Genomic DNA, 24,395 nt, shown 5'->3' with positions numbered 1-24,395 from the left:
TCATGTCGAAATTTTTTATCGACCGCCCCATTTTCGCCTGGGTAATTGCCCTGGTGATCATGCTGGTGGGCACCTTGTCCATCCTGAAATTGCCGATTAACCAGTACCCGGCGATTGCGCCACCGGCCATCGCCATCCAGGTGACTTACCCAGGCGCGTCCGCACAAACCGTGCAGGACACCGTGGTGCAGATCATCGAGCAGCAGCTCAACGGCATCGACAACCTGCGTTATGTGACCTCGGAAAGTAACTCCGACGGCAGCATGACCATCACTGCCACCTTCAACCAAGGCACCAGCCCTGACACCGCGCAGGTGCAGGTGCAGAACAAGCTCAACCTGGCCACCCCGCTGCTGCCGCAAGAAGTGCAGCAACAGGGTATTCGCGTGACCAAGGCGGTGAAGAACTTCCTGATGGTGATCGGCCTGGTGTCGGAAAACGGCAGCATGACCAAGGACGACTTGGCCAACTACATCGTTTCCAACATGCAAGACCCCATCTCGCGTACCGCCGGTGTGGGTGACTTCCAGGTGTTCGGCGCCCAGTACGCCATGCGTATCTGGCTCGACCCGGCCAAGCTGAACAAATTTCAGCTGACACCCGTGGATGTGAAAACCGCCGTGGCCGCGCAGAACGTGCAGGTCTCGTCTGGCCAGTTGGGTGGTTTGCCGGCCGTGAAGGGCCAGCAGCTGAACGCCACCATCATCGGCAAAACCCGTTTCCAGAGCGCCGAGCAATTCAAAAACATTCTGCTCAAGGTCAACACTGACGGCTCGCAGGTACGCCTGGGCGACGTCGCCACGGTTGAACTGGGCGGCGAAAACTACAGCATCAGCGCGCAGTTCAATGGCAAGCCGGCTTCCGGTCTGGCGATCAAATTGGCCACTGGCGCCAACGCACTCGACACCGCCAAAGCCATCCGCGCCACCATCGCCGACCTGGAACCGTTCTTCCCGCAAGGCATGAAAGCGGTGTACCCGTACGACACTACGCCGGTGGTCACCGCCTCGATCGAAGGCGTGGTGCACACCCTGATCGAAGCCGTGGTCCTGGTGTTCCTGGTGATGTACCTGTTCCTGCAAAACCTGCGGGCCACCATCATCACCACCCTCACCGTTCCGGTGGTCTTGCTCGGCACCTTCGGCATTCTCGCCGCCGCCGGTTTCACTATTAACACCCTGACCATGTTCGGCATGGTGTTGGCCATTGGCTTGCTGGTGGACGATGCGATTGTGGTGGTGGAAAACGTCGAGCGGGTGATGGCCGAGGAGCATTTGTCGCCCAAAGAAGCGACGAAGAAATCCATGGGCCAGATTCAGGGCGCGTTGGTCGGTATCGCCATGGTGCTGTCGGCAGTATTGCTGCCAATGGCGTTCTTCGGCGGTTCTACCGGTGTGATTTACCGGCAGTTCTCCATCACCATCGTGTCGGCCATGGGCCTCTCGGTGCTGGTGGCGTTGATCTTCACCCCGGCCCTGTGCGCCACCATGCTCAAGCCACATAAAGAAGGCACTCAAGGCGTTCCCAAACGTGGCTTCTTTGGCTGGTTCAACCGCAACTTCGACCGCAGCGTGCGCGGCTACGAGCGCGGTGTAAGCAGCATGCTGCGCAATAAAGTTCCGTACCTGCTGGCCTACGCCGTGCTGATCGTCGGCATGATCTGGCTGTTCACCCGCATTCCTACCGCGTTCCTGCCCGAAGAAGACCAAGGCGTTCTGTTTGCCCAGGTGCAAACCCCGGCGGGCTCCAGTGCCGGTCGCACCCAGGTGGTAGTCGATGAAATGCGCGCGTATTTGCTCAAGGATGAAGCCGACACGGTGAACTCGGTGTTTACGGTTACCGGCTTTAACTTTGCCGGTCGCGGTCAGAGCTCGGGTATGGCCTTCATCATGCTCAAGCCCTGGGGTGAGCGTTCCGCGGAGAACACCGTATTCGCCCTCGCCCAACGCGCCCAGCAGCACTTCTTCAGCTTCCGCGACGCCATGGTGTTCGCCTTCGCCCCGCCTGCGGTACTGGAGCTGGGTAACGCCACCGGTTTTGACGTGTTCCTGCAAGACCGTGGCGGCGTTGGCCACGAGAAGCTCATGGAAGCGCGTAACCAGTTCCTCGGCATGGCCGCACAAAGCAAGAAACTGATGCAAGTGCGCCCCAACGGCCTGAACGATGAACCGCAGTTCCAGCTGACCATCGACGACGAGCGCGCCAGTGCCCTGGGCATCACCCTCTCGGACATCAACAACACCTTGTCGATTGCCTTGGGCGGTAGCTACGTCAACGACTTCATCGACCGTGGTCGGGTCAAGAAGGTCTACATCCAGGGCGAAGCAAAATCGCGCATGACCCCTGAAGACCTGCAGAAATGGTACGTGCGCAACAACCTCGGGCAGATGGTGCCCTTCTCCGCCTTCGCCTCCGGTTCGTGGATTTACGGCTCGCCGAAACTGGCCCGTTACAACGGCGTAGAAGCCATGGAAATCATGGGTTCGCCGGCGCCGGGGTATTCCACTGGTGAGGCCATGGCCGAAGTCGAAGCGCTGGCGAAAAAGCTGCCAGCCGGTGTCGGTTATTCCTGGACTGGCCTGTCGTACGAAGAACGTTTGTCCGGCTCGCAAGCGCCAGCGCTGTATGCGATCTCGCTGTTGCTGGTGTTCCTGTGTCTGGCCGCGTTGTACGAAAGCTGGTCGATTCCGGTAGCGGTCATTCTGGTGGTGCCGTTGGGGATCATCGGTGCGTTGATGGCCACCAGCTTGCGCGGCTTGTCGAACGACGTGTTCTTCCAGGTGGGCCTGTTGACCACCGTTGGTTTGGCGGCGAAAAACGCCATTCTGATCGTCGAGTTCGCCAAAGAGCTGCACGAACAGGGCAAGTCGCTGGTCGACGCCGCCCTGGAAGCCTGCCGCATGCGCTTGCGCCCGATCATCATGACGTCGATGGCGTTCATCCTCGGCGTGGTGCCGTTGGCCATCTCGACCGGCGCCGGTTCGGGCAGCCAACACGCCATCGGTACCGGCGTGATCGGCGGCATGATCACCGCCACCGTGCTGGCAATTTTCTGGGTGCCGTTGTTCTTCGTCACGATCTCCTCGCTGTTCAAAGGCAAACAGACCGAAACCCCACGCAATGAGGCTGGCCACTGATGCGCAAGTCCCTACTGTCCCTCGCGATTGCCAGCCTGATTCTGGGCGGCTGCTCGCTGATTCCTGACTATGAGCAGCCGGCCTCGCCGGTTGCCGCCACCTACCCGCAAGGCCCGGCGTACGGGCCAGCGGAGTCGGCGCGCGTGGCGCAGGCCGAACAAGGCTGGCGCCAGTTCTTCCACGACCCGGCGCTGCAGCAGCTGATTCAGACCTCGCTGGAAAACAACCGCGACCTACGCGTGGCCGCGCTGAACCTCGACGCCTACGCCGCGCAGTACCGCATTCAACGTGCGGAACTGCTGCCCAACGTAAGCGCCGACGGCACCGGCGTACGCCAACGCACGCCGGGCGATTTGTCGCAAACCGGCCAAGCCACCACCAGCGGCCAGTACTCAGCCACTGTCGGCATCAGCGCTTACGAGCTGGACCTGTTCGGCCGCCTGCGCAGCCTGAATGAAGAGTCGTTGCAGACTTACTTCTCCAGCGAGCAGGCGCGTCGTAGCACCCAGTTGAGCCTGGTGGCCAACGTCGCCAATGCCTACCTGACGCTGACCGCCGACCAGGAGCTGCTTCGCCTGACCGAAGAAACCCTGAAGACCTACGAAGACAGCTTCCGCCTGACCCAACGCAGCAATGAAGTGGGCGTGGCCTCGGCCCTGGACCTCAGCCAGTCGCGCACCTCGGTGGAAAGCGCCCGCGTGGCCCTGGCGCAATACCAGCGCCTGGTCGCGCAAGACCGCAACAACCTGGCGCTGTTGCTCGGCACCTCGGTGCCTGACAACCTCAACGCCAGCAGCCCATTGGCCGACGACTTGCTCGAAGAGTTGCCAGCCGGCTTGCCGTCCGATTTGCTCCAGCGTCGCCCAGACATCCTTGAAGCCGAGTACCTGCTCAAAGCCGCCAACGCCAACATCGGCGCCGCGCGGGCTGCGTTCTTCCCGCGCATCAGCCTGACGGCCAATGCCGGCTCCAGCAGTGCCGACTTGTCGAACCTGTTCAAAGGCGGCTCGGGCAGTTGGTACTTCTCGCCGTCGATCAGCATTCCGATCTTTAACGCCGGCAGCCTGAAGGCCAGCCTGGACTACTCGAAAATCCAGAAAGACATTCGCGTGGCTCAGTACGAGAAGTCGATTCAGACCGCCTTCCGGGAAGTGTCCGACGGCCTTGCCTCACGCCAAACCTACAACCAACAATTGCAGGCCCAACGTGACTTCGTTGCCGCCAACCAGGATTACTACCGCCTGGCTGAACGCCGTTACCGCACCGGCATCGACAGCAACCTGACCTTCCTCGACGCCCAACGCTCGTTGTTCAGCGCGCAACAAGCGCTGATCACCGACCGTTTGGCGCAGCTGACCAGCGAAGTTAATTTGTACAAAGCGCTGGGCGGTGGTTGGGTGGAAAACACCGGCTCGGCACCAGCAGAACCGGCTAAGCCGTAAGGTTTTGCCATCAACAAAAAGCCCGCCAATTGGCGGGCTTTTTGTTGTTTCCGAAGACTCGGTTCTGTGGGAGCGGCTTTAGCCGCGATGCTCTTGCTCTGAAAAGAATCGCGGCTAAAGCCGCTCCCACAGGTCAGACATGGCTAAACCAGTTCAGCCAAGATCAAGTCCAGACACTTACGCATCCCACCGAGATTAAGGACTGCAACGACCTCCGCCCCCTCCATCCGCCCTCGCGGGAATGACGGTGTATCAGCGGTCTGGTTCCTGAACCGGTAAGCCGTAAGGTTTTGCCCACAACAAAAAGCCCGCCAATTGGCGGGCTTTTTGTTGGCCGGGTGTCACGACCGTTGAATCCTCCATCCGTCATTCCCGCGCAGGCGGGAATCCAGGTTCGGTGATGGTTCAAACGACACCGTAACCTCCAAAACTCTGGATTCCCGCCTGCGCGGGAATGACGGTGTTTTTACGGTCTGCTTCTGTAAATCAGAGAACGCCAAATGCAGACACTTGCGTGCCCCAGCAAGGTCAATTGGTACTAGGCGCTGGGCGGTGGCCGGTTGCGGAATGTCACGACCTCTGCTCTCTCCACCCATCATTCCCGCGCAGGCGGGAATCCAGGTTCGGTGATGGTTCAAACGACACCGTAACCTCCAAAACTCTGGATTCCCTCCTGCGCGGGAATGACGGTGTTTTTACGGTCTGCTTCTGTAAATCAGAGAACGCCAAATGCAGACACTTGCGTGCCCCAGCAAGGTCAATTGGTACTGGGCGGTGGCCGGTTGCGGAATGTCACGACCTCTGCTCTCTCCACCCGTCATTCCCGCGCAGGCGGGAATCCAGGTTCGGTGATGGTTCAAACGACACCGTAACCTCCAAAACTCTGGATTCCGAATCGTCGGACCGCCGCCTGCGCGGGAATGACGGTGTTTGTCGGTCTAGTTTTGTAAATCAGCCAAGGTCAAATCCAGACACTTACGCGCCTTCTCCACCAGCTCATCAATCTCGGCTTTGCTGATCACCAGCGGCGGCGCAATGATCATGGTGTCGCCCACGGCGCGCATGATCAGGCCGTTGTTGAAGCAATGCCCACGGCAGATCATGCCCACGCCCTTGCCTTCGTACCGAGCGCGGGTGGCTTTGTCTTTCACCAGCTCGATAGCGCCCAACATGCCCAATCCACGCACTTCCCCTACCAACGGATGGTCGGCCAGTTCGCGCAGACGCTGTTGCAGGTAAGGCGCCGTTTCAGCCCGTACGGTTTCCAGAATCTTTTCTTCGCGAATGATCCGCAGGTTTTCCAGCGCCACGGCGGCTGCCACCGGGTGACCGGAATAGGTGAAGCCGTGGTTGAAATCACCGCCTTCGTTGATCACCTGCGCGACCTTGTCGCTGACGATCAGGCCGCCCATGGGGATGTAACCGGAGGTCAGGCCCTTGGCGATGGTCATCAGGTCGGGCGTGTTGCCGTAATAGTCGCTGCCGAACCATTCGCCGGTGCGGCCGAAGCCACAAATCACTTCGTCAGCGGCGAACAGAATGTCGTACTTGGCGAGAATCTCGCGCACCTTCGGCCAGTAGGTGTCGGGCGGAATAATCACGCCGCCGGCACCTTGAATCGGCTCGGCAATAAACGCCGCGACCCTGTCTTCGCCGACTTCGAGAATTTTCTTTTCCAGTTGCTCGGCGGCCCAGATGCCGAACTCGGCCGGGCTCATGTCACCGCCCTCGCCAAACCAGTACGGCTGCGGAATGTGCACGATGTCCGGCAGCGTGCCGCCCTGCTCGTGCATGCCCTGCATACCGCCCAACGCGGCGCCGGCCACGGTGGAACCGTGATAGCCGTTGACGCGACCGATGATGACTTTCTTCTGCGGCTTGCCCTTCACCTGCCAGTAGTGACGGACCATACGCAGCATGGTGTCGTTACCTTCGGAACCCGAGCCGGTAAAGAACACGTGATTCATGTGCGGCGGCGCCAGCTCGGCGATGGTTTTCGCCAGTTCCAGCACTGGCGGGTGCGCGGTCATAAAGAAGGTGTTGTAGAACGGCAGCTGCTTCATTTGCTTGGCAGCTGCATCGGCCAATTCGTCGCGGCCGTAGCCGATGGCCACGCACCAGAGGCCGGCCATGGCGTCGAGAATCTTGTTGCCTTCGCTGTCCCACAGGTACACGCCGTCGGCGTTGGTGATGATGCGCGGACCGACCTGTTTCAACTGTTTGTAATCGCTAAACGGCGCCAGGTGGTGGCTGTCGCTCAACGCTTGCCATTCCAGTGTTTTCGGGTTGTTGGCTGACTTGCTCATACGCACTCCTTACGGCCCGGCGCGATGCGCCCGGCGGAAAAAATTAGAGGAACCAGCGGTATTCGCGGGCGCTGATTTCCTGCAGAAAGGCCAGGTGGTCTTGGCGCTTGTTCTCGCAGTACACGTCGACAAACTCGGCGCCCAAGCCGGCGCGCAGCTCGGGTTGCTGCTGCATGTCCCGCACGGCTTGGAGAATATCCAGGGGGAAATCCAGGCCGCTGTTGCGGTCTTCGTTGAGCGGCGCAATCGGCTCGCGGCCGTTGGCCAAGCCCTGTTCGAGGCCGACCAAAATAGCCGCCAGCACCAGGTACGGGTTGGCGTCGGCGCCGGAAATACGGTGCTCGATGCGCAGATTTTTCGCGTCCGATTCAGGAATGCGCACGCAAGCATCGCGGTCTTCGTAACCCCAACTGGCACGCGTAGCGGCGTTCACCGTGCCGCCAAGGCGACGGTAGGCGTTCTGGTTCGGCGCGAAAATCGGCATGCAGTGCGGCAGCAATTCCAGGCAGCCGGCCACGGCATGGCGCAGCGCTTGTTGCTCATTGGCGGCCAGCACATTGTTGCCCTCGGCGTCATACAGGCTGACGTGCACATGCATGCCGCTGCCAGGATGCTCGAGGTACGGCTTGGCCATAAAGCTGGCGCGATAGCCGTGCTTGAGTGCAACGCCACGGGTGCTGCGGCAGAACAAGGCAGCCCAGTCGGCGGCCTTGAGCCCATCGTCGAGGTGGCCGAAGTTGATTTCAAACTGACCCGGGCCTAGCTCAGCGGTAATCACGGTGGTGTCGATGCCTTGTAACCGGGCGGTCTCCACCATCTCGTCGAGCACCGGCGCAAAACGCGAGAGGCGTTCGATGTGCATATTCGGCATGTCGTCGCCGTCGTCGCTCAGCGCGTCGCGGGGGAATTGCGGCAGGCCGTCGCGCAGCTTTTTGTCGAACAGGTAAAACTCCAACTCAAACGCCACCACCGGGTGAATGCCCTTGCTGCGCAGGCGTTGCAGCACCTGTGCGAGCACTTCACGGGGCTCGAATTCAATCGACGCGGCGGTGCCGTCGGAGGTGATCAACATTTGCCCGACTGGCTGCGCTTCCCAGGTGACCAATTTGAGTGTGCCCGGCACCAGGCGGCGCTCGGCATCGGGGTCGCCGTCGTGGAAGCAGTAATCGCCAATCTTGAACAAACCGCCCTGCACGCCCAGCAGCACGCAGTTCTGCGGCAGCTTGAGAGCGCTGCCGGCGGCGACTTTTTCGAGCATGTCGATCGGGTAGCGTTTGCCGTAGAAGTGCCCCGGAATATCCAGGCAGATCAGGTCGACATAACGCACCTCGGGGTGGCGCTGGCGAAATGCGCGCACTTCGGCCAACAGGTCGGCGTGCTCGGCGCTCACGGGAACGGCGGTCATAACGGGGCTTCCTTCAGCGTTGATCATGTGTACACCCACAGCACGCGGGTGGGGTGTTCAGAGCGGTTGCCGTAACGGCAATGGGCGTGGCGGTCGAGCTGGAAGGCATCGCCGGCGCGCAAGGTGACGGGCTCGTCGGAGTCGGCGAGCCATAACGTCAGTTCGCCTTCCAACACATAACCGCCCTGCTCGGAAATGTCGCTCAACGTTCGTTCACCGGAGCTGGAGCCCGGCTCCAGCAAGCTCTCGAGCATGGAGAAACTGGCCGACATGTTGGGCGATACCAGAATGTCGGTAATGCCGTTGGCGAAGTACAAGGTGCGGCGTTCATCTGGCCGGGTTACCCACGGCACCTGCTTGGGTTTGGCCAGGTTGTAGAAATAGGTGGTGGTCACGCCCAGCGCCTGACTGATGGCGGTGAGATCGGCCACAGTTGGGCGCGACAAACCACGCTCAACTTGCGAAACAAACCCCACCGAGCGGCCGATTTTGTCGGCCAGCTCTTTGAGGGTGTAGTTCTTATGCTTGCGCAGGTCGTGAATCAAAATCGCCAGCGCGGCAATTTCTTCCTCTTTGGTCATCGGGGTGCGCTCCATCACAGGCTGTCCCGCAGGCGATACCAGGCCTTGCCTACCGCTTCCAACGGCGCCGCCAGGTAGCGGCCGCCAGGGAAACCGGGGTTGTTCAGGCCTTGGTAAAGGCTGAGCAAATCGTCGTCGCCCAAGATCGCCTCGCTGACGGCCCGCGCGCCTGCGAGCGTGGGCAGCACGCCATGCCCGGAATAGCCTTGCAGCCAGTAGCGGTTGCCGTCGCGACCGATGTCTGGCGTGCGCTTGAGGGTGATGTCGATATGGCCGCCCCAAGCGAATTCGATGGGCACGCCGGCCAGTTGCGGGAAAACCCGCTCGAGAAACGGTCGGGTAGCGCCGGCAATGTCGCTGGGCATGCCGCCGAGGTAGGTGCAGCCGCCCCCGAACAGCAGGCGGTGATCGGGCGTTAAGCGGAAATAATCGAGCACGAATTGGTTGTCGGTGACGCACGCATCCGTCGGCAGCAGCGCCTTGGCCTGCGCTTCGTCCAGTGCGGCGGTGGCCACCTGATAGGTGCCGACTGGCAGTACGCGCTTGGCCAGTTGCGGATCCAGTTCATCGATGTAGGCATTGCAGGCCAGCACCAGCACGTCGGCGCGCACGCTGCCCTGCTCCGTCTTCACCACGTAACCGGCGCCTTCCTGCCGGTAACTGAGCGCCTTGCTGTGCTCGTAAATCTGCCCGCCCGCCGCTTCAATGGCGGCGGCAAGGCCCAGGGCCAGTTTCAGCGGATTGAGATGGCCGCCTTCGGGATCGTACAAGCCCGCTTGGTAACGCTCGCTGGCGACCCACTTGGGCAGTTGGTCGCGAGGAATAAATTGCAGGGCATCGTGGCCCCACTTGTGACTGGCCTCGTGCTGCCATTCGTGAAGGATGGCGGTGCGTCTTGCTAATACGGAGGTCCACAGGTGGCCGGCACGGTAGTCGCAGTCGAAGCCGTGGCGGCCGGGCAACCCGCGCAGCTCTTGCGCCGCCCAGCGCATGCTGTCCCATAGGCGCCGCGCACGCTCCAGCCCTAATGCGGCTTCCAGTGGCGGCATGTCGCACGACCAGCCGAGAATCGCCTGACCGCCGTTGCGTCCACTGGCTGCCCAGGCCACACGACTGGCTTCAATCAGCGTCACACGCTTGCCGGCCAGCGCCAGGCGCAATGCGGTGTGCAGACCACTGAAACCGGCACCAATTACTGCCACCTCGGTGCTGTGCTCACCCTGCAGCGAGGCGCGAGGCTTTAGCAGGTGGGCGCAGCTGTAGGCGTAGTAGCTGTCAACGTGCTGGGCGGAACGCTGAAACATAGGACATCCAAATTCACAGGCGTGAAATTAATCTCTCATAATTTCACGCACGCTAGCGGAAAAACCTTACAACGGCAACCGGCGAGTCTTGACCTTGCCACCGTGACAAGCTGGAGGCTGCCGCCCGCAGGGCTTTGCGCCCTGGGCAGTCACCACGTTGAGATCGGGACATCCACCTATGACGAGCAGACGCACCTTTGTAAAAAGCCTGGCCGCCGGCACCGTACTCGGCGGTTTGGGCCTATGGCGGCGACCCGCATGGGCACAGGGCGCCGCCACGCAATCGGCCACGCTCAGCGGCACAGAATTCGATTTACTCATCGGGCAAACGCCGGTCAATGTCACTGGCGCACCGCGTAGCGCCATCACCATTAACGGCACCCTGCCCGGCCCTTTGCTGCGCTGGCGTGAAGGCGACACCGTGACGCTGCGGGTAAAAAACCGCCTGAGCGACGTGACCTCGCTGCATTGGCACGGCATTTTGCTGCCGGCCAACATGGACGGCGTGCCCGGCATGAGCTTCGACGGCATCGAGCCGAATGGTCAGTACACCTACCGTTTCACCGTGCAGCAGCACGGCACCTACTGGTATCACAGCCATTCCGGGGTGCAGGAACAGGCCGGGCTGTATGCGCCGCTGGTGATTGATCCGCGCGAACCGGAGCCGTTTTCCTACGACCGCGAGCATGTGCTGCTGCTTAGCGACTGGACCGACGAAAACCCCAATCGGCTGCTGCCCACGCTGAAAAAGCAGGCCGACTATTACAACGGCCATAAACGCACCCTCGGCGACTTTATTGACGATGTCGGCCGCGATGGCTGGCGTACCACGCTCAGCGAGCGCCTGAGCTGGGCGCAGATGCGCATGACGCCCACCGATATCGCCGACATTACCGGTCAAACGTATACCTATCTGGTCAATGGCCATGCTCCCGATAGCAATTGGACCGGCCTGTTCCAACCGGGCGAACGCCTGCGCTTGCGCCTGATCAACGCCAGCGCCATGACCTATTTCGACCTGCGCATTCCCGGTTTGCAGTTGACGGTGGTGGCCGCCGATGGCCAGTACGTCGAGCCGGTTGTTGTCGACGAATTGCGTCTGGCGCCAGCGGAAACCTACGACGTCATCGTGCAACCGCAACACGCCGAGGCCTATACCGTGTTCGCCCAGGCCATGGACCGCAGCGGCTATGCCTGCGCCACATTGGCCATTCGCCAGGGCCTGCGCGCGCCACTGCCGCCGCTGGACCCACGCCCGCAACTGACCATGGCCGATATGGGCATGGATCACGGCGCCATGGCGACCATGGACCACAGCCAAATGGCCCGCAAGGACCACTCGGCAATGGCCGGCATGCAAAGCCATCCGGCTAGCGAAACCGACAACCCGCTGGTGGACATGCAAACGATGCAGCCCAGCGCCAAGCTCGACGACCCCGGCCTGGGCTTGCGTGACAACGGCCGCCGGGTGCTGCGCTACGGCGACCTGCGCAGCCGTTTTGCCGACCCCGACGGTCGCGAGCCCAGCCGCACGTTAGAAATTCACCTGACCGGCCATATGGAGAAATTCGCCTGGTCGTTCGACGGCGTGCCGTTTTCGGCGGCCGAGCCGATTCGCCTCGCTTACGGTGAGCGGGTGCGCATTGTGTTGGTGAACGACACGATGATGAGCCACCCCATCCACCTGCACGGATTATGGAGCGACCTGGAGGACGAGCACGGCAACTTTCAGGTGCGCAAACACACCATCGACATGCCGCCCGGCACTAAACGCAGTTATCGCGTCACCGCCGATGCCCTCGGCCGCTGGGCCTATCACTGTCACCTGCTCATGCACATGAGCGCCGGCATGATGCGCGAAGTGCGCGTGGAAGAAGGACAGCCGACATGAAGCCGTTTATTTCACTGACGCTGGCCGCCGCCCTGGCCACCAGCGCCCACGCCGCCGAGACGATGGACCACTCGATGCACGGGAGCATGCAGGGCATGGATATGTCAGGCATGGACCACGGCGCCATGGACCACGACATGAGCGCGGGCAGCACGCCGTTACCGACCGCCAGCCAGAGCCGAACACCGATTCGCCCTGTCACCGAGGCGGATCGTCTGGCCGCCTTCCCACCGCTGCACAGCGGTCACGACAGCCACGACCAAGGGCTGAATCACTACCTATTGGTCGACCGCCTGGAATGGCAACACCTCGACGCCGGCAGTGCCCTGGCGTGGGATGTGGATGGCTGGATTGGCGGCGACGTTGATCGGTTGTGGCTGCGCAGCGAAGGTGAACGCCTTGATGGCCGCACCGACAAAGCCGAACTGCAAGCCCTGTGGGGCCATGCGCTCAGCCCTTGGTGGGACGTAGTGCTCGGTGTCAGGCAAGACTTCAAACCCGGCCCGGCACAAACCTGGGCCGCGCTCGGCGTTCAAGGCACGCCACTCTACGGCCTGGAAACCGAGGCCACGGCCTACCTCGGCGAAAGCAGCCAAAGCGCCCTGCGTTTGAAAGCCGAATACGACCTTCTGCTGACCAACCGCTGGATCCTTCAGCCGCTGGCCGAGGCGAATATCTACGGCAAAAACGATGAAGCGCGTGAGGTGGGTTCAGGGCTAAGTAACACGGAACTTGGGCTGCGTTTGCGCTATCAAGTGCGACCCGAATTCGCGCCGTATGTGGGCCTTACCTGGAACAAGAGCCATGGCAATACGCCTGCCGAGGACGACGACGCCGAGGCGCGACTGGTGCTTGGGGTTCGCGCCTGGTTTTGACGGTGCCCCTGCTCCTACGCCGCTGCCGCGCTTTTCCAGCGGCGCGGCGCCCAGCCACGTTGCATGCCGGCGACAGCGAGCAGAATCATGCTGACGCCCAGCCATTGCAGCGCGCTCAAGCGATGGTCGAAGGCCACCCAGTCGACCAGGATTGCGGCAATGGGGTACACAAACGACAGCGCACCGGTCAGCGCCGTCGGCAGTCGCTGAATGGCGCTGTAGAGCAGCACATACATCACGCCGGTGTGCACCACGCCCAGCGTCAGCAAACTGCCCCACGCCACGGCGGCGGTCGGCAGCGCCTCGGTGTTGAGCCACGGCGCCAACATCAGCACGCCGGTGCACACCTGAATCAGAGCAATCAGGTGCGGTGGCGTGCCGGTGAGACGTTTGATGATCAGCGCGGCAATGGCGTACAGAAACGCCGCGCCGCACGCTAGAGCGATCCCCAGCAGATAATTGGGGCCGCTTTCAGCGTCCGCGCCGTGGGCGCTGACGATGGCCAACATGCCGAGAAACGCCACGCTCAACCAAGTGATTTTCACGCGGGTAATCCGCTCGCCTAGAAACAGCGCTGCCAGGCCCACCAACATAAACGGCTGCAGGTTGTAGACCGCCGTGGCGATGGCAATCGAGGCACCCGAGTAAGCGGCGAAAAGCAGCAACCAGTTGCCGACAATGGCCACGCCGCTGAGCACAGCCAAGGCAAAGGTCGCACGGGTTAATACGCCGGCGCGCAAAAAACCCATGGCGGCGCAGATCACCAGCAGCGTGACGGCGCCGATCAGGCAGCGCCAGAACACCACCTCCAGCACCGGCCGCCCCGAGATCAGAACAAACCAACCGATGGTTCCGGAAATGAGCATGGCGGCGACCATTTCCACCATCCCGCGTCGTTGTGTGTCGTGCATAGCGGCCTCCTCGAATCAGTGGCAACAGTATCGCCGGCCGCCACGCCGGTTCTCCAGACGAAACGAAAGGCGTATATAGGCGTATGCCTTTTTAATCGTGGGTGGTTTACCCATTCCGCCTTTCTTACAAGCAGAACGCCATGACCGACAAGATTGATCAGCAACTGATTGAAGCGTTGATGGAAGACTCGCGGCGCTCACTGAAAGCGCTCGCGCAGATCACCGGGCTGACCTCGCCCAGCGTCGCCGAGCGCCTGCGTCGGCTGGAGGAGCGCGGCGTGTTGCGCGGCTATACCGTGGATGTCGACGCGAAGGCCTTCGGCTATCAACTTCAGGCCATCGTGCGAATACGCCCGTTGCCCGGGCGTTTGCAGGAAGTGGAGCGGCAGATTCAAGCGATTGGCGAATTCACCGAGTGCGACAAGGTGACGGGCGAGGATTGCTTCTATGCACGCATGCACGTGCGCTCGATGGAGCAGTTAGACACCCTGCTCGATCGCCTCAATCACTACGCCGAAACCAACACCGCCATCGTCAAAAAAACTCCGGTGAAACGGCGGTTGCCGCCCATGGAGTTGCCGGGTTAGCCGAAGACGGTAACGGTCTGGCGACTTAACGCGACGAGTTCACCGGCAGGCGTCCACAGCTGCGCGGCAATGTGGCCATAGCCGTCGCGGGCATGTTCGATTTGGGCGCGGTAGAGACACCAGTCTTCGGTGGTCAGCTTGGGCACCGGCTGCACGAACTCGATGGTCCAGGTCAGCGAGCTGCCAGGCGCTGGCGTGCGCAGATGCGGCAATACCGCAGGCGGCCAGGCGTCGACCAGGGCGAGCAGGTGCGATTCATCAACGGCGCTGACCGTTTCCTCACCACGCAAGCGCACATAGCCGCCCATTTCGCGCGACGGATTGTTGCTGAACGGCATGCCGCCAATGGCCCAACGCATGGCCAGGTAGCGTGTGAACTCTGGCGTTACGCCTTTCACATAGGGCAACTCAGGACAGTCGTCGACCGGCCTCATGCTCGGCGCTGGCTCGGCCTGAACACTGATAGCCGATTCGCGCGAGGCGCCGAAACTGCCTTGCACGATAGTCACCACCTGACCGTTCTGGACCGCGCGGCCCAGCACCTGGCTGACGGCTTTACCTTCGCGTAGCACTTCGGCTTCCAGGCTGACCGGTGTATCCACCGCCAATGGCCCCACAAAAGTGATGGCCAGGGAGCGCACCGGGCGGCCTTCCGGCACGGCCGCGCGCATGGCTTCGTACACCAGCATCGCCGCCAACCCACCAAAACCCGCGCGGCCTTGGCCCCACTCAGCGGGCACCACCACGGCTTGAGGATTGGTGCGAACGGCCTGAATCAACTCGGAAAAAGTCATAGAAATCTCGGACAGAAAAATGCGTAACCGATGGTAGGGGATGTAGGCCGCAGGACGGAAGCCGCTGAATGTGCCGGTTTAGCCAATTGGCGTGGGGATTTGACCTTTGTTCGCCTGAACCGGCGACGCGCTGGCTAACGAAGAAATTCGGCCACCTTGGCGGCGGTGCTTTGCAAGTGCTCGTCATGGGTGAAGCCGGACGCTTTTAGCGGCTTGAGGTCGTGGTCGGCCGCAGCCAGCCAGCACAGCTCAATGTGCGCGGACAGGCTGTACTGCTCAACCGTTGCCCGGTTGCCAAGGGCGTCACGCTCGCCCTGCACGATCAGCGTTGCCGTACGCAAATCGGCCAAATGCGCGACGCGGGGTTTTTCCGGTTTACCCGCGGCATAAAACGGGTAACCCAGGCACACCAGTGCATCCACCTGCAGCTCGTCCGCCAGCAAACTGGCCATTCGCCCGCCCATGGACTTGCCGCCGATTGCTAACGGTCCTGCGACCTGTTGGCGCACGCCGGCATAAATCGCACGCCACGTTTCGAGCAAACGCGCCTGCGGATTGGGTGGCCGCCTGCCTCCGTCGATGCGTCGCTGGGCCATATAAGGAAACTCGAAACGCACCACCATTACGCCTTGCCCTGCAAGGCGTTCGGCGATGGACGTCATAAACGGGCTGTCCATCGGCGCACCCGCGCCGTGCGCAAGGATCAACGTCGCGAAAGACGCGCCCTCGGGTTTGTTCCACATCAACGGGGCGGGTATTCCATCGGCGGAAACCACTTGATACAGATCAATATCGCCGCTTATCCCTTTCGCCATGCTTGCGCCGCCTTCAACAACTAGAGAAATCCGCGGATGGGCCTGACATGAGCACAACAACCACGACCGCTTACGATTATAAAGTGGTTCGCCAGTTCGCCATCATGACGGTGGTGTGGGGCATCGTCGGCATGGGCCTGGGCGTATTCATCGCCTCCCAACTGGTATGGCCACAGCTGAACTTCGACCTGCCCTGGCTAAGCTTCGGGCGCCTGCGCCCCCTGCACACCAACGCCGTGATTTTCGCCTTCGGCGGCTGCGCGTTGTTCGCCACCTCCTACTACACCGTTCAACGCACCTGCCAAACCGCTCTATTCGCGCCACGCCTCGCCGCGTTGACGTTCTGGGGTTGGCAATTGGTGATCGTGCTCGCCGCCGTCAGCCTGCCGCTGGGCTACACCAGCTCAAAAGAATACGCGGAACTGGAATGGCCCATCGACCTGCTGATTACTGCGGTGTGGGTTGGCTATGCAGTGGTGTTCTTCGGCACGCTGCTCAAACGTAAAACCAAGCACATCTATGTCGGCAACTGGTTTTACGGTGCATTTATTCTCACCGTCGCGGTGCTGCACATCGTCAACAACTTGGAGGTGCCGGTCACGCTGACCAAGTCGTACTCGCTCTATTCCGGCGCCACCGACGCAATGATTCAGTGGTGGTATGGGCACAACGCCGTGGGCTTTTTCCTCACCGCAGGCTTTCTTGGAATGATGTATTACTTCGTGCCCAAGCAAGCCAACCGCCCGGTGTACTCGTACCGCCTCTCCATCGTGCACTTCTGGGCATTGATCACCCTGTATATCTGGGCCGGGCCTCATCACTTGCACTACACGGCTTTGCCGGATTGGGCTCAGTCGCTGGGCATGGTGATGTCGCTGGTACTGCTGGCACCGAGCTGGGGCGGCATGATCAACGGCATGATGACCCTCTCGGGCGCCTGGCATAAGTTGCGCGACGACCCGATCTTGCGCTTCCTCGTGGTTTCGCTGGCCTTCTACGGCATGTCGACCTTTGAAGGCCCGATGATGGCGATCAAAACCGTCAACGCCCTCTCCCACTACACCGACTGGACCATCGGCCATGTACATGCCGGCGCACTCGGCTGGGTGGCAATGATCAGCTTTGGCGCGCTGTATCACATGATCCCAAAACTCTGGGGCCGCCCACAGATGCACAGCATGGGCCTGGTCAACGCCCACTTCTGGCTCGCCACTATCGGCACCGTTCTGTACATCGCCTCGATGTGGGTCAGCGGAATCACCCAGGGTTTGATGTGGCGTGCCATCAACACCGACGGCACGCTCACCTACTCCTTTGTGGAAGCGCTGGAAGCCAGCCACCCGGGCTTCGTCGTACGGATGGTCGGTGGTGCGATTTTCCTCATCGGCGTTCTGCTGATGGCCTACAACACCTGGCGCACCGTGCGCAGCGCGCAGCCGGCGGAAATCGCCAGCGCCGCGCAGATGGCTTGAGGAGAAACGGCCATGAGCAAACATGAAGTACTCGAAAAGAACGTATTCCTGCTGGTCCTGTGCATGGTGCTGGCGGTCAGCATCGGCGGCCTGACGCAAATCGTGCCGCTGTTCTTCCAGGACGTGACCAATAAACCGGTCGATGGCATGAAGCCGTACACCGCACTGCAGCTTGAAGGGCGCGACATTTACATCCGCGAAGGCTGCGTAGGCTGCCACTCCCAGATGATCCGCCCCTTCCGTGCTGAAACCGAACGCTACGGCCATTACTCCGTAGCCGGTGAAAGCGTCTGGGATCACCCGTTTCTGTGGGGTTCAAAACGCACCGGGCCGGACCTCGCCCGCGTCGGCGGTCGCTACTCGGATGACTGGCACCGCGCGCACTTGTACAACCCGCGCAACGTCGTGCCCGAATCGAAAATGCCGGCATACCCGTGGCTGGTGCAACACCAGCTCGACGGCAAAGACACGGCCGCGAAACTCAAGGTCATGCGCCTGATGGGCGTGCCTTATAGCGACGCAGATATTGAAGGCGCCAGCGCCTCGGTACAGGGCAAAACCGAGATGGACGCGCTGGTCGCGTACCTGCAGATGCTTGGTACTGCCATCAAGAACAAGCGCTGAGCGAGGAGAATTCGGACATGACAGTTTTCTGGAGTTGGTACGTTTGTGTGCTCACGCTAGGCAGCCTACTGGCGCTGCTCTGGCTGGTGTTCTCCACCCGCAGCGGCGAAACGCCAAACGGCGGCGACAAAACCATGGGCCACGCATTTGACGGCATTGAGGAATACGACAACCCACTGCCCCGCTGGTGGTTTCTGTTGTTCGTCGGCACCATCCTGTTTGCTTTCCTTTATTTGCTCCTTTATCCGGGCCTCGGAAATTGGAAGGGCGTATTGCCGGGCTACAGCGACGGCTGGACCCAGGTAAATCAGTGGCAACGGGAAATCGACAAGGCCGACGCGCAATACGGTCCGCTATTCGCCCGCCTCGCTGCCACGCCGTTGGATGCACTGAGCAAAGATCCCGAAGCGCTGAAAATCGGTGGTCGTCTGTTCGCTACCAACTGCTCGGTATGCCACGGCTCAGACGCGAAAGGCACCGTCGGTTTCCCTAACCTGACCGATACGTTGTGGCGCTGGGGTGGGGATGCCGAGACAGTCAAAGCCACCATTCTTCATGGCCGCATGGCCGCCATGCCTGCCTGGGGCCCCGTTATTGGCGACGCGGGGGTTAAAAATGTCGCGGCTTACGTGCGCACTGAGCTGGCAGGTCTCCCCGCCCCGGCCGACAGCGATGCCGATCTCGCCGCAGGCGCTACTGTTTACGCCAGCACCTGCCAGGCCTGCCACGGCGCGCAAGGTAAAGGCACGCCGGCGATGGGCGCTCCTGATCTCACCCACCCAGCTGGATGGATTTACGGCAGCAGCCTGGCGCAGCTGCAGCAAACCATCCGCCATGGCCGCAACGGCCAAATGCCAGCGCAAGAGCAATACTTGGGCAACGACAAAGTCCATGTGCTGGCCGCTTACGTGTTGAGCTTGTCTCACCCGCAATAACAGCGGCCAACGGAAGAACATGGCGCGACGGACTGCGGGTCCTGTTCTTCCAATGACGCGCAATAAACGCCGTAAATGTTCGGGTCGAGCGAGTTGACCGAACGGACAACCTCGCCTGCGCAACGGCTGCGACTCAGTGTCGCACCCCCAGGATTGATAACCGTCAAGGTCAGTTTTGTTCAACTATGCTGGCGCATTAGCCGTCAGTGTTTGCTATGAGGCACACAACACATAATTGGACGGTTAGGGATAAGGGCGAACACCTGAGAACCAACCTCATTTAGAGGGCGAAATACTTGGTTTCATGTGCTTGAAAGCCTTATCGCAGCGGCCTGTGACGTTGCAATGACTACGTCGTTTCTACATACTTGCCGCCGATTTTTACCCCCCTAAAAAACACCCTAAACCGTGGAACCTTAGAATGAGCACAGCAATCAGTCCGACTGCTTATAACTATAAGGTGGTCCGCCAGTTCGCCATCATGACGGTGGTCTGGGGGATCCTTGGCATGGGCATGGGCGTATTCATCGCCTCGCAACTGGTTTGGCCGGATTTGAACTTCGGTCTGCCATGGACGAGCTTTGGTCGCCTGCGCCCCCTGCATACGAACCTGGTGATCTTCGCCTTCGGTGGCTGTGCTCTTTTCGCAACTTCCTACTACGTTGTTCAACGTACCTGTCAGACGCGTCTGATCTCGGACAGCATGGCTTCCTTCCACTTTTGGGGCTGGCAAGCCGTTATCGTCGGCGCGGGTATCACCCTGCCGCTCGGTTACACCACCTCGAAGGAATACGCTGAGCTGGAATGGCCGCTGGCCATTTTGCTGGCGGTGGTTTGGGTGACCTACGCTGCGGTGTTTTTCGGCACCATCATCAAGCGCAAAACCAAGCACATCTATGTCGGTAACTGGTTCTACGGTGCCTTCATTCTGGTAACGGCGATGCTTCACATCGTTAACCACATGTCGCTGCCGGTGTCGCTGTTCAAGTCGTACTCGCTGTACTCCGGTGCGACCGACGCCATGATCCAATGGTGGTACGGCCACAACGCAGTAGGTTTCTTCTTGACCACCGGCTTCCTGGGGATGATGTACTACTTCGTTCCGAAACAAGCCGAGCGTCCGATCTACTCGTATCGCTTGTCCATCGTGCACTTCTGGGCGCTGATCACCCTGTACATCTGGGCCGGTCCGCACCACCTGCACTACACCGCTCTGCCAGACTGGGCTCAGTCGCTGGGTATGGCCATGTCGATCATTCTGCTGGCACCAAGCTGGGGCGGCATGATCAACGGCATGATGACCCTCTCGGGCGCCTGGCATAAATTGCGCACCGACCCAATCCTGCGCTTCCTGGTCGTTTCGTTGGCGTTTTACGGCATGTCGACCTTTGAAGGTCCGATGATGGCCATCAAAACCGTTAACTCCCTGTCGCACTACACCGACTGGACCATTGGCCACGTACACGCCGGTGCTTTGGGTTGGGTGGCGATGATCTCAATCGGTGCCCTGTACCACATGATCCCGAAACTCTGGGGCCGCCCACAAATGCACAGCGTTGGTTTGATCAACGCGCATTTCTGGCTCGCCACCATCGGTACCGTGCTGTACATCGCTTCGATGTGGGTAAACGGCATCACTCAAGGCCTGATGTGGCGCGCAATCAACGAAGACGGCACCCTGACCTATTCGTTTGTTGAAGCCCTGCAAGCCAGCCATCCGGGTTACATCGTGCGGGCAATGGGCGGTGCGTTCTTCGCCTCCGGCATGTTGCTGATGGCTTACAACACCTTCCGTACCGTGCGCGCCTCCCAGCCAGCTGAAGCCGAAGCCGCCGCTCAGATCGCTGTAGTTGGAGCTCATTGATGAGAAATCATGACGTAGTCGAGAAGAACATCGGCCTACTGGCCTTCTTCATGGTTATCGCCGTCAGCATTGGCGGCCTTACCCAGATCGTTCCTCTGTTTTTCCAGGACGTTACCAACAAGCCGGTGGAAAACATGAAGCCGCGCACCGCCCTGGAGTTGGAAGGTCGCGACGTGTATATCGCCAACGGCTGTGTGGGCTGCCACTCGCAAATGATCCGTCCGTTCCGTGCCGAAACCGAGCGTTACGGTCACTACTCGGTAGCCGGCGAAAGCGTATGGGACCACCCGTTCCTGTGGGGTTCCAAACGTACTGGTCCGGACCTGGCCCGTGTTGGCGGTCGTTACTCCGATGACTGGCACCGCGCGCACCTCTACAACCCGCGCAACGTGGTACCGGAGTCGGTCATGCCGGCCTACCCGTTCCTGGTTGAACACAAGCTCGACGGCAAAGACACCGCCAAGAAAATGGAAGTACTGCGTTCCATGGGCGTGCCTTACACCGACGAAGACATTGCTGGCGCTCAAGCAGCGGTCAAAGGCAAAACTGAAATGGATGCTGTGGTCGCCTACCTGCAAGGGCTTGGCACCATCATCAAAAGCAAACGGTGACGGGTATGGACATCGGGATGATTCGCGGTCTTGGCACCGTAGTAGTGATGGTGGCGTTCGTAGGCTTGGCTCTCTGGGTATTCAGCGGCCGACGCAAGAAGGACTTCGACGAAGCCACACTATTGCCGTTCGCGGATGATCCCGAAGCCATTAAGCACGTCGAGCAAGAGCAAGCTTCTAGGAGTAACAAAGAATGACCGTCTTCTGGAGTCTGTACGTCACTGTACTTACCCTGGGCACCATCGCCACGCTGACTTGGATCTTGCTATCCACGCGCAAAGGCCAACGTGCTGAAACCACCGACGAAACCGTCGGCCACTCCTTCGATGGCATCGAGGAATACGACAATCCGCTGCCGAAATGGTGGTTCTGGCTGTTCGTGCTGACCATCATTTTCGCCCTCGGTTACCTGGTCCTCTACCCTGGCCTGGGCAACTGGAAAGGCGTGCTGCCGGGCTATTCCTACCTCAACAACGAGACTAAACAAGAGTTCTCGAACGGTCAGCCAGGCTGGACCGGTGTGCACGAGTGGGAAAAGGACATGGCAAAGGCTGACGCCAAGTTCGGCCCAATCTTCGCCAAGTTCGCAGCAATGCCAATTGAAGAAGTGGCCAAAGACCCGCAAGCCCTGAAAATGGGCGGTCGCCTGTTCGCTTCCAACTGTTCGGTCTGCCACGGTTCTGACGCCAAAGGTAACTACGGTTTCCCTAACCTGACCGACGCTGATTGGCGCTGGGGCGGCGAAGCGGCCACCATCGAAACCACGATCTTGGGCGGTCGTCACGCAGTGATGCCGGCTTGGGGCACCGTGATTGGTGACCAAGGCGTTCGCGATGTCGCCGCGTTCGTATTGACTCAACTGGACGGCCGCAAGCTGCCAGAAGATGCCAAAGCGGATCCGGCCAATGGCCAGAAAATCTTTGCAGCTAACTGTGTGGCTTGCCACGGTCCGGAAGGTAAAGGCACCCCAGCAATGGGCGCACCTAACCTGACTCACCCGGCGGCATTCATCTACGGTTCGAGCTTTGCTCAACTGCAGCAGACCATTCGTTACGGCCGTCAGGGCGTGATGCCTGCTCAAGAGCAACTGCAAGGCAAAGACAAGGTCCACCTGTTGGCGGCCTACGTTTACAGCTTGTCGCATGGCAACAAATCGGACGCTGAAAAAGAGCAAGCCGAGTAATTCGATGCGCTGCTTAGGAGTCTGCCTACACGGCAGACTCCTGATGCAACCCCCTCGCTGCACCCTCCCCTGCATCATTCCAGACTCACGCGACGCCACGTCGCAGCAATAACCCTGCATTCAGCGCGTATAATTTAGAGCGCATTAGTCGCTTTGACCTCCGTCGGCAAGCATCGACGAGGCTTTCTCCACTGCCGTGGTACGTATCGATGAGTAAGCAGATTCCGGTTCAAGACATCACTCCGTCTTCCAAACCTGCGGATAAATCCGTAGAGCTCTATGCCTCCCGGGAAAAAATCTACACCCGCGCTTTTACGGGCTTCTTCCGCAACCTGCGCATGCTCGGTGGTGCCGGCCTTTTCCTCCTCTACTTCGGCACCGTATGGCTTAACTGGGCTGGCCATCAGGCCGTCTGGTGGAATCTGCCGGAACGCAAGTTCTACATATTCGGCGCAACCTTCTGGCCTCAAGATTTCATCCTGCTCTCCGGCATTCTCATCGTCAGCGCGTTCGGTTTGTTCTTCATCACGGTATTTGCCGGGCGCGTCTGGTGCGGCTACACCTGCCCGCAGAGCGTCTGGACCTGGATTTTCATGTGGTGCGAAAAAGTTACCGAAGGCGACCGCAACCAACGCATGAAACTCGACAAAGCGCCGATGAGCGCCAACAAATTTCTGCGCAAATTCAGCAAACACAGCTTGTGGTTGTTAATCGGCTTTGTGACTGGCCTTACCTTCGTTGGCTACTTCTCTCCAATACGCGATCTGACCATTGAATTTTTTACCGGCGAAGCGGACGGCTGGGCCTATTTCTGGGTCGGGTTTTTCACCCTGGCCACCTACGGAAACGCCGGTTGGCTGCGCGAACAGGTGTGCATTTACATGTGCCCTTACGCACGATTCCAGAGCGTGATGTTCGACAAAGACACGCTGATCGTTTCCTACGACCCACGTCGCGGCGAACGTCGTGGACCACGTAAAAAGAATGCGGATTACAAAGCCGAAGGCCTTGGCGACTGCATCGATTGCACCATGTGCGTTCAGGTATGCCCCACCGGCATCGACATCCGCGACGGCCTGCAAATCGAGTGCATCGGTTGCGCCGCCTGTATCGACGCCTGCGACACCGTCATGGACAAGATGGAGTACCCGCGCGGCCTGATCAGCTACACCACCGAACACAACCTCTCGGGGCAGAAAACCCACTTGGTACGGCCGCGTCTGATCGGCTATGCAATTGCGTTAATGGCCATGATGGGCCTGCTCGCCACAGCCTTCGTGCTGCGTCCATTGGCCGGTTTCGATGTCAGTAAAGACCGTGTCCTTTTCCGCGAAAACGCCGAGGGGCGCATTGAAAACGTCTACAACCTGAAAATAATGAACAAGGACCAGCACGCGCACACCTACGTTCTGAGCGCTAAAGGCCTGGATGACCTGCAGTTGGCCGGCAAGCGCGAGTTCACCGTTGATGCGGGCGAAATCGTGTCCCAACCAATTGAACTGTCGGTGGCGCCTGAAAAACTGCCATCAAGCACAAATGAAGTCATTTTCGTGCTGGAAAGCGCAGACGACCCGGACACCCACATCGAAACGAAGAGCCGCTTCATTGGCCCGCATATGCGCTGAGCCGATTGCTGCTTACACTAGCGCCCCGCTCGG

Annotated in this window: 20 protein-coding genes; 13 read left to right on the top strand and 7 right to left on the bottom strand. The window is 60.3% G+C overall.

What is annotated here, in order from left to right; translation table 11 throughout:
• The first annotated feature begins 2 nt into the window (after positions 1-2).
• Both ACZZZU_RS01035 and adeC read left to right on the top strand, forming a co-directional pair.
• Positions 3-3,137 carry an efflux RND transporter permease subunit gene (locus ACZZZU_RS01035; protein ID WP_122495482.1) on the top strand — a complete coding sequence of 1,045 codons (3,135 nt, stop codon included), beginning with the start codon at positions 3-5 and terminating at the stop codon, positions 3,135-3,137.
• Complete coding sequence (gene adeC / locus ACZZZU_RS01030; protein WP_122495480.1) at positions 3,137-4,579, top strand: AdeC/AdeK/OprM family multidrug efflux complex outer membrane factor; 1,443 nt, start codon at positions 3,137-3,139, stop codon at positions 4,577-4,579. Before ACZZZU_RS01035 ends, adeC begins: the two co-directional genes overlap by 1 nt.
• 938 nt (positions 4,580-5,517) lie before the next feature.
• Here adeC and ACZZZU_RS01025 read toward each other — a convergent pair.
• From ACZZZU_RS01025 to ACZZZU_RS01010, 4 genes are read right to left on the bottom strand one after another with little or no spacing between them, the layout of a single operon-like run.
• Positions 5,518-6,885: an aspartate aminotransferase family protein gene (locus ACZZZU_RS01025; RefSeq protein ID WP_463549445.1), complete on the bottom strand. Its 1,368-nt coding sequence runs from the start codon at positions 6,883-6,885 to the stop codon at positions 5,518-5,520.
• Positions 6,886-6,928: 43 nt separating this feature from the next.
• Positions 6,929-8,290 (bottom strand): glutamine synthetase family protein, encoded by a 1,362-nt coding sequence (locus ACZZZU_RS01020; protein WP_463549444.1) that lies wholly within the window; start codon positions 8,288-8,290, stop codon positions 6,929-6,931.
• A 23-nt stretch (positions 8,291-8,313) separates the two neighbouring features.
• Positions 8,314-8,871 (bottom strand): helix-turn-helix domain-containing protein, encoded by a 558-nt coding sequence (locus tag ACZZZU_RS01015; protein WP_122495476.1) that lies wholly within the window; start codon positions 8,869-8,871, stop codon positions 8,314-8,316.
• A 14-nt stretch (positions 8,872-8,885) separates the two neighbouring features.
• Complete coding sequence (locus tag ACZZZU_RS01010; protein WP_463549443.1) at positions 8,886-10,175, bottom strand: NAD(P)/FAD-dependent oxidoreductase; 1,290 nt, start codon at positions 10,173-10,175, stop codon at positions 8,886-8,888.
• A 178-nt stretch (positions 10,176-10,353) separates the two neighbouring features.
• Here ACZZZU_RS01010 and ACZZZU_RS01005 point away from each other — a divergent pair, with 178 nt between their 5' ends.
• Both ACZZZU_RS01005 and ACZZZU_RS01000 read left to right on the top strand, forming a co-directional pair.
• Positions 10,354-12,066, top strand: a complete 1,713-nt coding sequence (locus tag ACZZZU_RS01005) for a copper resistance system multicopper oxidase (protein WP_463549442.1) — start codon at positions 10,354-10,356, stop codon at positions 12,064-12,066.
• The gene (locus ACZZZU_RS01000; protein ID WP_463549441.1) at positions 12,063-12,941 is read left to right on the top strand and encodes a copper resistance protein B; all 879 of its coding nucleotides are present in this window, start codon (positions 12,063-12,065) and stop codon (positions 12,939-12,941) included. Before ACZZZU_RS01005 ends, ACZZZU_RS01000 begins: the two co-directional genes overlap by 4 nt.
• A 14-nt stretch (positions 12,942-12,955) precedes the next feature.
• On the opposite strand, the gene ACZZZU_RS00995 is transcribed toward ACZZZU_RS01000, so the two are convergent.
• Entirely contained in the window at positions 12,956-13,852 is an 897-nt protein-coding gene (locus ACZZZU_RS00995) for a DMT family transporter (RefSeq protein ID WP_463549440.1), read from the bottom strand.
• Between the two features lie 140 nt (positions 13,853-13,992).
• On the opposite strand from ACZZZU_RS00995, the gene ACZZZU_RS00990 reads away from it, so the two are divergent.
• Positions 13,993-14,439: an Lrp/AsnC family transcriptional regulator gene (locus ACZZZU_RS00990; protein ID WP_463549439.1), complete on the top strand. Its 447-nt coding sequence runs from the start codon at positions 13,993-13,995 to the stop codon at positions 14,437-14,439.
• Here ACZZZU_RS00990 and ACZZZU_RS00985 read toward each other — a convergent pair.
• Positions 14,436-15,233 (bottom strand): acyl-CoA thioesterase, encoded by a 798-nt coding sequence (locus ACZZZU_RS00985; RefSeq protein ID WP_463549438.1) that lies wholly within the window; start codon positions 15,231-15,233, stop codon positions 14,436-14,438. The two genes, ACZZZU_RS00990 and ACZZZU_RS00985, sit on opposite strands and share 4 nt — an antisense overlap.
• 134 nt (positions 15,234-15,367) lie before the next feature.
• The gene (locus ACZZZU_RS00980; RefSeq protein WP_463549437.1) at positions 15,368-16,048 is read right to left on the bottom strand and encodes an alpha/beta family hydrolase; all 681 of its coding nucleotides are present in this window, start codon (positions 16,046-16,048) and stop codon (positions 15,368-15,370) included.
• Positions 16,049-16,095: 47 nt separating this feature from the next.
• On the opposite strand from ACZZZU_RS00980, the gene ccoN (ACZZZU_RS00975) reads away from it, so the two are divergent.
• The 8 genes from ccoN (ACZZZU_RS00975) to ccoG all read left to right on the top strand — a co-directional run bounded on the left by ccoN (ACZZZU_RS00975) (position 16,096) and on the right by ccoG (position 24,362).
• Complete coding sequence (gene ccoN / locus ACZZZU_RS00975; protein WP_463382955.1) at positions 16,096-17,520, top strand: cytochrome-c oxidase, cbb3-type subunit I; 1,425 nt, start codon at positions 16,096-16,098, stop codon at positions 17,518-17,520.
• 12 nt (positions 17,521-17,532) lie between these two features.
• Positions 17,533-18,144, top strand: a complete 612-nt coding sequence (ccoO, locus tag ACZZZU_RS00970) for a cytochrome-c oxidase, cbb3-type subunit II (RefSeq protein WP_122495461.1) — start codon at positions 17,533-17,535, stop codon at positions 18,142-18,144.
• Between the two features lie 17 nt (positions 18,145-18,161).
• Positions 18,162-19,079 carry a cytochrome-c oxidase, cbb3-type subunit III gene (gene ccoP, locus ACZZZU_RS00965; RefSeq protein ID WP_122495459.1) on the top strand — a complete coding sequence of 306 codons (918 nt, stop codon included), beginning with the start codon at positions 18,162-18,164 and terminating at the stop codon, positions 19,077-19,079.
• Between the two features lie 421 nt (positions 19,080-19,500).
• Positions 19,501-20,943 (top strand): cytochrome-c oxidase, cbb3-type subunit I, encoded by a 1,443-nt coding sequence (gene ccoN, locus ACZZZU_RS00960; RefSeq protein WP_122495457.1) that lies wholly within the window; start codon positions 19,501-19,503, stop codon positions 20,941-20,943.
• Positions 20,943-21,554: a cytochrome-c oxidase, cbb3-type subunit II gene (gene ccoO, locus ACZZZU_RS00955; RefSeq protein ID WP_122495455.1), complete on the top strand. Its 612-nt coding sequence runs from the start codon at positions 20,943-20,945 to the stop codon at positions 21,552-21,554. Before ccoN (ACZZZU_RS00960) ends, ccoO (ACZZZU_RS00955) begins: the two co-directional genes overlap by 1 nt.
• A 5-nt stretch (positions 21,555-21,559) precedes the next feature.
• The gene (locus ACZZZU_RS00950) at positions 21,560-21,751 is read left to right on the top strand and encodes a cbb3-type cytochrome c oxidase subunit 3 (protein WP_110614741.1); all 192 of its coding nucleotides are present in this window, start codon (positions 21,560-21,562) and stop codon (positions 21,749-21,751) included.
• Positions 21,748-22,737, top strand: coding sequence for a cytochrome-c oxidase, cbb3-type subunit III (gene ccoP / locus ACZZZU_RS00945; protein WP_122495453.1), 990 nt, complete (start codon positions 21,748-21,750; stop codon positions 22,735-22,737). Before ACZZZU_RS00950 ends, ccoP (ACZZZU_RS00945) begins: the two co-directional genes overlap by 4 nt.
• A gap of 209 nt (positions 22,738-22,946) precedes the next feature.
• Positions 22,947-24,362: a cytochrome c oxidase accessory protein CcoG gene (gene ccoG, locus ACZZZU_RS00940; protein ID WP_463549436.1), complete on the top strand. Its 1,416-nt coding sequence runs from the start codon at positions 22,947-22,949 to the stop codon at positions 24,360-24,362.
• The last annotated feature ends 33 nt before the right edge of the window (positions 24,363-24,395 follow it).

The sequence above is a fragment of the Pseudomonas sp. AC136 genome, assembly GCF_979258585.1.
This window is presented reverse-complemented; position numbering and strand designations above follow the sequence as displayed.